Annotated in this window: 6 protein-coding genes; 4 read left to right on the forward strand and 2 right to left on the reverse strand. The window is 66.7% G+C overall.

Translation table 11 applies throughout. The features are described from left to right. Positions 1 to 30 precede the first annotated feature (30 nt). Both C6A77_RS21855 and C6A77_RS21860 read left to right on the forward strand, forming a co-directional pair. A complete protein-coding gene (locus tag C6A77_RS21855) occupies positions 31 to 2,448 on the forward strand; it encodes a glucose/quinate/shikimate family membrane-bound PQQ-dependent dehydrogenase (RefSeq protein WP_114171339.1) in 2,418 nt (805 codons plus the stop codon). Positions 2,449 to 2,576: 128 nt separating this feature from the next. Continuing rightward, positions 2,577 to 3,845, forward strand: coding sequence for a carbohydrate porin (locus C6A77_RS21860; protein ID WP_114171340.1), 1,269 nt, complete (start codon positions 2,577 to 2,579; stop codon positions 3,843 to 3,845). 120 nt (positions 3,846 to 3,965) lie between these two features. Here C6A77_RS21860 and argE read toward each other — a convergent pair whose 3' ends face one another. Both argE and C6A77_RS21870 read right to left on the reverse strand, forming a co-directional pair. Beyond that, the gene (gene argE / locus C6A77_RS21865; protein WP_114171341.1) at positions 3,966 to 5,126 is read right to left on the reverse strand and encodes an acetylornithine deacetylase; all 1,161 of its coding nucleotides are present in this window, start codon (positions 5,124 to 5,126) and stop codon (positions 3,966 to 3,968) included. Then, on the reverse strand, positions 5,119 to 5,796 hold the full coding sequence (locus tag C6A77_RS21870) for a DUF1028 domain-containing protein (RefSeq protein ID WP_114171342.1): 678 nt from the start codon (positions 5,794 to 5,796) through the stop codon (positions 5,119 to 5,121). Before C6A77_RS21870 ends, argE begins: the two co-directional genes overlap by 8 nt. 313 nt (positions 5,797 to 6,109) lie before the next feature. Here C6A77_RS21870 and C6A77_RS21875 point away from each other — a divergent pair, with 313 nt between their 5' ends. Together C6A77_RS21875 and C6A77_RS21880 are read left to right on the forward strand one after the other, a co-directional pair. Next, positions 6,110 to 7,426, forward strand: coding sequence for an NAD(P)/FAD-dependent oxidoreductase (locus C6A77_RS21875; protein ID WP_114171343.1), 1,317 nt, complete (start codon positions 6,110 to 6,112; stop codon positions 7,424 to 7,426). Then, positions 7,426 to 7,842 (forward strand): RidA family protein, encoded by a 417-nt coding sequence (locus tag C6A77_RS21880; protein ID WP_114171344.1) that lies wholly within the window; start codon positions 7,426 to 7,428, stop codon positions 7,840 to 7,842. Before C6A77_RS21875 ends, C6A77_RS21880 begins: the two co-directional genes overlap by 1 nt. The last annotated feature ends 258 nt before the right edge of the window (positions 7,843 to 8,100 follow it).

The raw sequence follows: 8,100 nt of genomic DNA on the forward strand, positions 1-8,100 counted from the left end.
GCGCGCATTCCACCTGCTGAGATCCCTGGCATGAATGAAACACCGCGCGCCGCCGGCGCCACAAAACTCATCCTGGTCGGCCTGGGCGTGATCATCGCCCTGCTCGGCCTTCTCCTGGCTGCGGGCGGCGTCAAGCTGGCCGGCCTGGGCGGTTCCTGGTACTTCCTGAGCGGCGGCCTGGCCATGGCCATCGCCGGCGTGCTCATCGCCCGCCGCAAGCAGGCTGGCGCCTGGCTGTATGCAGCGTTTCTGCTCGGTACGGCAATCTGGGCGCTGATCGACGCCGGCCTGGTGTTCTGGCCGCTGTTCTCGCGCCTGTTCATGTTCGCCGCGATCGGCATGCTGGTAGCACTGGTCTACCCGCTGCTGGCGCGTGCCAACGGTGCCCGTGCAGGCCGGGGTGCCTATGGCGTGGCCGGGCTGATGGCGGTGCTGCTGCTGATCGCCGCCGGCAACATGTTCGTTGCCCACCCCAGCGTTGCCCCCACCGGCAAGGGCCCGGGCATGACCCCGGTCGAAGCCGACAAGGCGCAGAAGGACTGGGCTCACTACGGCAACACCGAAGGCGGCAGCCGCTTCGCTGCGCTGGACCAGATCAACCGCGACAACGTCGACAAGCTGAAAGTGGCCTGGACCTACCACACCGGTGATGTGGCCATCAGCGACGGCAACGGTGCCGAAGACCAGCTCACCCCGCTGCAAGTGGGCAACAAGGTGTTCATCTGCACCCCGCACAACAACCTGATCGCCCTCGATGCCGACACCGGCAAAGAGCTGTGGAAGAACGCGATCAACGCCCAGTCCAAGGTCTGGCAGCGCTGCCGTGGCATGGCCTACTTCGACGCCACTGCCGCCCTCGCCCAGCCGACCCAGCCGAACAGCTCGCCGATCACCGGCGTCAGCCTGGCGGCCGGCGCCAACTGCCAGCGTCGCCTGCTGACCAACACCATCGATGGCCGCCTGATCGCCGTCGACGCCGACACCGGCGAGTTCTGCCAGGGCTTCGGCAGCAACGGCCAGGTCGACCTCAAGGCCGGCCTGGGTGATGTGCCGGACTCTTACTACCAGCTGTCCTCGGCACCGCTGATGGCCGGCACCACCGTGGTGGTCGGCGGCCGGGTCGCCGACAACGTCCAGACCGACATGCCAGGCGGCGTGATCCGTGGCTTCGATGTGATCACCGGGGCAATGCGCTGGGCCTTCGACCCGGGCAATCCGCAGGACCGTCAGGCGCCGCAGGGCGACAGCACCTATGTGCGCAGCACGCCGAACAGCTGGGCCCCGATGTCCTACGACCCGGCCATGAACACCGTGTTCCTGCCGATGGGTTCGTCGTCCACCGACATCTACGGCGTTGAACGCAACGCGCTGGACCACACCTACGGCGCTTCGGTGCTGGCCCTGGACGCCACCACCGGCAACCAGAAGTGGGTGTTCCAGACCGTGCACAACGACCTGTGGGACTTCGACCTGCCGATGCAGCCGAGCCTGATCGACTTCACCAAAGACGACGGCCAGACGGTACCGGCGGTGGTGATCGGCACCAAGGCCGGGCAGATCTACGTGCTCGACCGCGCCACCGGCAAACCGCTGACCCAGGTCGACGAAGTCCCGGTCAAGCCCAGCAACATCCCCAACGAGCCGTACTCGCCCACCCAGCCGAAGTCGGTGGGCATGCCGCAGATCGGTGCGCAGACCCTGACCGAGTCGGACATGTGGGGCGCTACCCCGTATGACCAGCTGCTGTGCCGCATCGACTTCAAGAAGATGCGCTATGACGGCTTGTACACCGCGCCGGGCACCGACCTGTCGCTGAGCTTCCCGGGTTCGCTGGGTGGCATGAACTGGGGCAGCATTTCCACCGACCCGGTGCATGGTTTCATCTTCGTCAACGACATGCGCCTGGGCCTGTGGATCCAGATGATCCCGTCGCAGAACAAAGGCGGCGCCGCGTCCGGTGGCGAAGCGCTGAACACCGGCATGGGCGCGGTACCGCTCAAGGGCACGCCGTATGCGGTGAACAAGAACCGCTTCCTGTCGGTCGCCGGCATTCCGTGCCAGGCGCCACCGTTCGGCACCCTGACCGCCATCGACATGAAGACCCGCCAGGTGGCCTGGCAGGTACCGGTGGGCACCGTGGAAGACACCGGCCCGCTCGGCATCCGCATGCACCTGCCGATCAAGGTCGGCCTGCCGACCCTCGGCGGCACCCTGTCGACCCAGGGCGGCCTGGTGTTCATCGCCGGCACCCAGGACTTCTACCTGCGCGCCTACGACAGCAGCAACGGCAGCGAGATCTGGAAGGCTCGCCTGCCAGTGGGCAGCCAGGGCGGCCCGATGACCTACGTCTCGCCGAAGACGGGCAAGCAGTACGTGGTCGTCACCGCCGGCGGCGCGCGCCAGTCGACTGACCGTGGCGACTACGTGATTTCTTACGCTCTGCCGTAAGACCGCGTCGCCCTCTTCGCGGGTAAACCCGCTCCCACAGGAACTGCACAGTTTGCAAGGGCAGTGAAAAATTTGTGGGAGCGGGTTCACCCGCGAAGAGGCCCTGGAAGACAACCCGAGATTCAGCAATGCCATCCGCAATTCGCATCATCCCCACCCTGCTGCTGGCCCTGGCCAGCAGCACCGCCCTTGCCAACGATGACCTGCTGACCCGCAACACCCTGACCGGTGACTGGGGCGGCCTGCGCCACCAGCTGGAGGACGACGGCGTCAGGTTCACCGGCGACTACAGCGGCGAGACCGCCTACAACGCTCATGGTGGCCTGCACCGCTCGGCGCGCTACTCGCAGAACCTCAAGCTGGGCGTACAGTTCGACCTGTCGAGACTGTATGGCCTGGACAACGGCGGCAAGGTCCAGCTGACCATCAACGACCGCCGCGGCAACAGCGCCTCGGAGGACCTGGTGGGCAACCGTCTGCCGATCCAGGAAAACTTCGGCGGCCTGTACACCCGCCTGACCGAGCTGAGCTACGAGCGCACCCTGTTCACCCCGGCCCTCAACGTCAAGCTCGGCTACATGGCCATGGGCAATGACCTTGGCGGCCTGGACAGCGGCATCCTGTGCAACTTCATGAACGCCGGCTTCTGCGGCCACCCGCTGAACATGTCCGGTGGCAGCGGCTGGACCAACTACCCCAATGCCCACCTGGGCGTGCGGCTGAAGTACGACCTGTCGCCGGCCTGGCAACTGCGCGTGGCGGCGTTCAACGTCGACCCGCAAAGCAACGGCAACGCCAGCCGTGCCTGGCACCTTGGCCCCAAGCACACCACCGGCACCGTGGTCCCGGTAGAGCTGGTGTACAAGCTGCAGGGCGAACTGCCCGGCGAGTACAAGCTGGGCTATTACTACGACAGCTCCGATGCGAAGCGCATCGGCAGCGATGACGAAGTCTCAGGCCGTGGCGGGCACTACCTGCTGATCGACCAGGCGGTGTGGGCCGACGCACGTTCACCGGGCCGCAGCCTGCACGCCTTCGGCCAGTACTCGGCGTCGAGCAAGGCCGCCTCACCGTTCACCCGCTGGTATGGTGCCGGCGTGGTGCTGTACAAGCCGTTCGCCGGGCGCCCGAAGGATACCGTGGCGCTTGGCTACGGCCGTGCCGTGCCCAACCCGCGCAGCCGCGATGTGCTGGAAGACGCCGCGTACAACGGTGGCCAGCCGTTCCCGGATATCGACAGCGCCGAGCAGTTGATCGAGCTGAGCTATGGCTACCAGGCTACGCCGTGGCTGAACCTGAGGCCGGATGTGCAGTACATCATCGAGCCAGGGGCGTTCTCCGGAAAGGATATCGACAATGCGCTGGTAGTTGGTCTGCAGGTCAAGGCAATCTTCTGAATGGCCGGGGCCGCGCGGCGGCCCATTCGCGGGCACGCCCGCTCCCACAGGTAAAGCACAGGCGTCGAACCTGGCGCTGTACTTGTGGGAGCGGGCGTGCCCGCGAAGAAGCCAGCGCAATCAATCCTGCCTGAGGTACTCCACCAGCCTCAGCAGCATCGCATCACACCCCCGCAACTGCTCGACACTGACGAACTCATCCGGCTTGTGCCCCTGGTCCATGCTCCCGGGCCCACACACCACGGTCGGGATGCCCGCCTGATCGAACAGCCCGCCTTCGGTACCGAACGCCACGGTTCCGAACGCCTGCGAGCCACTGAGCTGGGCCAACAGGCGCGCCGCCTCGCTGTCCGCTGGCGTGGCCAGCCCCGGATACGCACTCAACAGTTGCAGGCGAATGCCGCTGGCCGCATCGACCTTGCGCATGCGCGGCAGCAGCTCGGCCTCGGCATAGCCCTGCAACTGGTCGGCCACCGCCTGCGCCTCGAACCCCGGCAGTGCGCGTACTTCGAAATCGAACTGGCATTCGGCCGGCACGATGTTCAGTGCCCTGCCGCCCTGGATCACCCCCGTCTGCACCGTGGAGAACGGCGGGTCGAAACGTGGGTCATGCTGCCTGGGGTGGGCCAGCGCCTGGCCAATCTCGCCCAGCTTGCCGATCAGCTTCGCGGCGTACTCGATGGCGTTCACCCCATGCGGCGCATACGCCGAGTGACAGGCCGCACCCTGCACGTGGCAGCGCATCGCCAGCTTGCCTTTGTGCCCCAGCACCGGCTTTAGCTCGGTGGGCTCGCCGATCAGGCACAGGCGTGGCTTGTGCGGGCGCTGCGCCAGCGCGGCCAACAGCGAACGCACCCCCAGGCAGCCGACCTCTTCGTCGTAGGAAAACGCCAGGTGCACCGGCATGCGCAACGGCTGGGCGAGAAACGCCGGTACCGCCGCCAGCACCGCAGCGATGAAGCCCTTCATGTCTGCCGCGCCACGGCCATACAGGCGCCCGTCGCGTTCGGTGAGGGCAAACGGCTCGACCGTCCAGGCCTGGCCGTCCACCGGTACCACATCGGTGTGCCCCGACAGCACCACGCCGCCCCTGTCACGCGGGCCGATGGTGGCGAACAGGTTGGCCTTGGTGCCTTCGGGGTTGTGGAACAGCTCGCTTTCCACCCCCAGCTCGGCCAGGTAATCACGGATAAAGCCGATCAGCGCCAGGTTGGAATCGCGGCTGACCGTGGCGAAGCCGATCAGCCTGGCCAGCAGCGCGCGGCTGGCAAAGTCACTCATCGCCCGGCACCCCATAGCTGGGTGCGGTGGTCGGATCGAGGGCGCGGGTGACGTAATCCTGCATCTGCGGCCGGTAAGCCTGCCACAGGCCATCGAGCACGCCGATCGGGTCGGCATCGGCCCAGTCCACGCGCAGGTCCACCAGCGGCCAGGTCAGCTCGCCGGCAATCTTCAACGCTGCCGAGTGCACCGGCCCGGCCTCGCCGCCGGCGGCCATTGCCGCGTGCATGGCGGCCAGCAGGCGGTCGGCCAGGTGTTCAGCCGGCTGTTCGAAGGCCAGCACCATCGCGTCGATCACCCCCGGCGAGGCCAGCAGGTTGCCTGCCGCCGCACATTGCTCACCCGCTACGGCGTGGTGCTTGCCCAGGGCGTGCTTACCGGTGAACAGCGCCACCTGGCCGTTGCTGTCGATCACCGTGACCTGGCGGTACTCGCTCCAGCCATTGGCACTCAGCACCCGGTCCAGCGCCTCGCCGGGGGGCAGCTGGCCCTGCTCCAGGGCATCGAGAATCTGCGGGCCCAACGCCGGCAAGGTGATGTTCTGCGTAGCCACTGCGCCTACGCCGGCCCGTACCCACGGGCAGCGGGCGCCCACGGCGATGCTGGAAGAGCTGATGGCGATACCGACCTGGCCGGTTTCCTGGCAACGCCCGATGATGGAGAAGGTCATGTCATGGTTCCTGTTTGCGGTGTTGTGCTGTGCGATACACGGCATTCTGGGTGGAACCTTGCGGCCGGCGAAACCACCTTTTTCCTAGGCCTTGCAGAGGAAAAAACTAAGGCCATGGCGCACCGGCGAAACAGCGCCCGAAAGCCGCCCCATGCAGCGCTGCAGGCCAGGCAAATCAAGGCCTTCGCCGTTTTATCGGCAAGCCCCAGCTAAATACTATTTTCGCCATTTCCAGCGCATCCCTAGTCTGGCTCCAGGCAACGGCGGTCCTCCAAACCGACCTGACAAAAACCGCCTGAACAAGGGCTCGGACATGACATTGAACAACCTCGAAATCGACACCCTCGTCGTCGGCGCCGGCCAGGCCGGCGTGGCCATGAGCGAACACCTGAGCAAGCTTGGCGTGCCGCACCTGGTACTGGAGCGCAAGCGCATCGCCGAGGCCTGGCGCAGCGGCCGCTGGGACTCGCTGGTGGCCAACGGCCCGGTCTGGCACGACCGCTTCCCGGGGCTGGAATTCAACCTCGACGCCGATGCCTTCGCCGGCAAGGACCAGGTCGCCGACTACTTCGAGCAGTACGTACGCAAGTACAACCTGCCGGTGCGCACCGGCATCGAAGTGAAGAAAGTGCAGCGCAACAGCGACCGCCCCGGTTTCACCATCGAAACCAATGAAGGGGTGATTCGCGCCAACCGCGTGGTGGCCGCCACCGGCCCGTTCCAGAAGCCGGTGATCCCGGCCATCGCGCCGCAAGACAGCCAGCTGCACCAGATCCACTCAGCCGCCTATTACAACCCCGCGCAGTTGCCCGACGGCGCTGTGCTGGTGGTCGGCGCCGGTTCCTCGGGCGTGCAGATCGCCGAAGAGCTGATGCGTGCCGGGCGCCAGGTGTACCTTTCGGTCGGCGCCCACGACCGCCCGCCGCGCGCCTACCGCAACCGTGATTTCTGCTGGTGGCTGGGGGTGCTGGGCGAGTGGGATGCGGAAATCGCCAAACCCGGCCGCGAGCACGTGACCATTGCCGTCAGCGGCGCCCGTGGTGGCCACACCGTGGACTTCCGCGCCCTCGCCCACCAAGGCATGACCCTGGTCGGCCTGACCCAGTCGTTCGACAACGGCGTGGCGCGTTTCCAGGACAACCTGGTCGAGAACATCAACCGCGGCGACGAAAATTACCTGGCGCTGCTGGATGCCGCCGATGCCTACATCGAACGCAACGGCCTCGACCTGCCGCCAGAGCCGGCCGCCCGCGAACGCCTGCCCGACCCGGAATGCATGCGCAACCCGCTGCAGCAGCTGGACCTGGCCAAGGCCGGTGTCACCAGCATCATCTGGGCCACCGGTTACGGCGTCGATTTCAGCTGGCTGCAGGTCGACACCTTCGACGCCAACGGCAAGCCGCAGCACCAACGCGGCGTGGCCCGCGAGCCCGGCGTGTACTTCCTTGGCCTGCCGTGGCTGTCACGCCGTGGTTCGTCGTTCATCTGGGGCGTGTGGCACGACGCCAAGCATGTCGCCGGGCACATCGCCACGCAACGCACCTACCTGGCCTACCGCGACCGCGAGCAGCGCGCAGCGGACGGGCAACAACCCACGATCAGCAACGTCAGCACCCTCGGAGCCCACTGATGCCTACCCATACCCGTATCCGCATGTTCAACACCAAGGCCACCTACCCCAACCAGACCTTGGACAACGACCTGTGCCAGGCCGTGCGCGCCGGCAACACCGTGTATGTGCGCGGCCAGGTCGGCACCGACTTCGACGGCAACCTGGTGGGCCTGGGTGACCCACGGGCGCAGGCCGAGCAGGCGATGAAGAACGTCAAGCAACTGCTCGAAGAGGCCGGCTCCGACCTGTCGCACATCGTCAAAACCACCACCTACATCACCGACCCGCGCTTCCGCGAGCCGGTGTACAAGGAAGTGGGCAAGTGGCTCAAGGGCGTGTTTCCGATTTCCACCGGCCTGGTGGTCGCCGGGCTGGCCCAGGCCGAGTGGCTGATGGAGATCGATGTGATCGCCGTGGTGCCTGACCAGGCCTAGCGGGACCTCCGGGTGCGAGCGGGCTTGCCCTGATAGTCGTCAGTCAGTGTACTTGGGGCTGCTGCGCAGCCCATCGCCGGCAAGCCGGGCTCCCACAGGTACGGCGCAGACCTCAAGGTTTGCGAAATACCTGTGGGGGCCCGGCTTGCCGGCGATGGGCCCCCAAGCGGCCCCCCCTTTGCAGACCAAACCAACCCGGGAGAAAACCACCGGGCCCGGCAGCCCGGTGGTGCGCGGCCGAGACCCCCGCACGCCCCG

The sequence above is a fragment of the Pseudomonas sp. AFG_SD02_1510_Pfu_092 genome, assembly GCF_003331055.1.
Taxonomy (GTDB): Bacteria; Pseudomonadota; Gammaproteobacteria; order Pseudomonadales; family Pseudomonadaceae; genus Aquipseudomonas.